Source organism: Algoriphagus antarcticus (assembly GCF_002150685.1).
GTDB classification, from domain to species: domain Bacteria; phylum Bacteroidota; class Bacteroidia; order Cytophagales; family Cyclobacteriaceae; genus Algoriphagus; species Algoriphagus antarcticus.
In genome coordinates, this window is the sequence record NZ_MSSW01000029.1 from 1 (window position 1) to 1930 (window position 1930).

At 35.9% G+C, this 1930-nt stretch carries 2 protein-coding genes; both read left to right on the plus strand.

Annotated elements, in window-relative coordinates:
* Positions 1-631: 631 nt before the first annotated feature.
* The gene (locus BVH04_RS10935) at positions 632-853 is read left to right on the plus strand and encodes a DUF2683 family protein (RefSeq protein ID WP_086541512.1); all 222 of its coding nucleotides are present in this window, start codon (positions 632-634) and stop codon (positions 851-853) included.
* Positions 850-1116, plus strand: a complete 267-nt coding sequence (locus BVH04_RS10940) for a Txe/YoeB family addiction module toxin (protein ID WP_086541513.1) — start codon at positions 850-852, stop codon at positions 1114-1116. The genes BVH04_RS10935 and BVH04_RS10940 overlap by 4 nt, the downstream gene beginning before the upstream one ends.
* The last annotated feature ends 814 nt before the right edge of the window (positions 1117-1930 follow it).

Here is a 1930-nt window from a genome sequence, read left to right on the forward strand (position 1 = left end):
TTATCCCAATTACAATTCTAGCAATTTCAGAACTTTGGATTTTGCGATATTGCCAAAGGCAATTCCTGTAAAAGTCCTGAATACAGCGAAGCGAAATTCAGGGTTTTGTCAGATAGATGCATGAATAAGAGTGCCAAAGGCACGATCAGTATTATTGAATGAAGCAATAAGAGAGAATCAATCCTATATCATTTCGAACCCTAGAACAACGGCAGTTTATATCCTTCAATTATACTTACGTTTTCTTAGCTCCAGTTTCTAAAATTTTTTGTTCAAATGCTAGTTTCAGTGAATCTAGGTCTAGTAAAAAACAAATAACAATTACCTAAATCAACCTCCTCCCAGAGTTTCTCAATTTCATACTCTAGAATGAATATGAGATTTAGCATATTGAACCAATTAATTTTAACAATTGTCAGAAGAGTAAGCTTATTCATTTGTATTTTCATACGATTATCGTAATGGATATGCGTTTTAAGTCAAAATCTGATCACGTTTAAAGGTATGACAGAAAAATTGGTTGAAATACCTTTAATCGATTTCTAATCGGCAGAACGAGACAAAAAGATCAAATCAAGTATGAAAAAGTCAGCTTTATCATCACTTTCAATGAAAATAATCTTAAGATTTTATGAAAACACAAGATATAATTATCGCACATCCAAAAACGAGCGAGCAAGTTTCTGCTCTAAAAGCGTTTATGCAGGCTCTTGAAATAAAATTTGAGGTATCGAAAGAAGAAGCCTATAACCCAGAGTTTGTGGCTAAAATCGAAGAAAGCCGAAACCAAGCCAAGGAGGGTAAAGTTACACGAGTTGAAAAGAAAGATTTAAAGAAATTTTTAGGAGTGTGATCTATAATTTAGATTTTACCGACAAGGCTACAGCAGACATTGCTTGGCTAAAAAAGTCAGGGAATAGAGCTTTACTCAAAAAATTACTTACGCTTTTAGGAGAACTAAGCGAGCACCCTTTCAGTGGTACAGGCAAACCAGAGCTGCTGAAACATTCATTTAGCGGGGTTTGGTCCCGGAGAATTAATAGAGAGCATAGACTCGTTTATGAAGTTGTCGATGAAATTGTTTTCGTCCTTTCTGTTAGAGGACATTATGAGTAAATCAAAACTTTCGATTTCCCCAATAATCATTTTGAAAAGTTCGGGGAATCCTCAGCTAGGCGTAGTCCAAAGTTCGTGGTGACTGGGTGGGATTCGTACAGCTGACGGATGTAATTCCACTCTCATATCTTTATCATCCTCAATAACAATTGGGATGTAATTGGTTAAATATCCTAAATCGTTTACTAATACTCTCCAATCGAATTGAAAATTCAATTTAATCGAAAGGTGTTTTGCATTCGATGACTGCATGAATTACGCCTATTACAAACCCTATTGAAAACGTAAATCTCGAATTCATTACAGATCGTGCCTTAGGCACTCTGTTTATTTCGAATAACTTAAAACCCAGAATTTCATTCTAGGCTAATACCGATTGTGCCTTCAGCACAAAACGAAATCGTATACCAATTACGATTTTAGCAATTTCACAACAATCGAATTCTGCGATATTGCCAAAGGCAATTCCTGTAAAAACCCCGAATACAGCGAAGCGAAATTCAGGGTTAGATAGATATAAGATTAGGGGTGCCTAAGGCACGATCAGAAGTAAAGGACAAATCAAGGAATAATTTATCAATTATGGGCTGTTTCACACAACGAAATCCGTATCCCAATTACGATTCCAGCAATCTCACAACAATCGAATTCTGCGATATTGCCAAAGGCAATTCTTGTAAAAGCACTGAATACAGCGAAGCGAAATTCAGGGTTAGATAGATATAAGATTAGGGGTGCCTAAGGCACGATCAGAAGTAAAGGACAAATCAAAGAATAATTTATCAATTTTGGGCTGTTTCACACAACGAAATCC

What these genes read in the sequence shown, in the direction of transcription:
- BVH04_RS10935 (WP_086541512.1), top strand. Translation starts at nt 632, where the DNA reads ATGAAAACACAAGATATAATTATCGCACATCCAAAAACGAGCGAGCAA.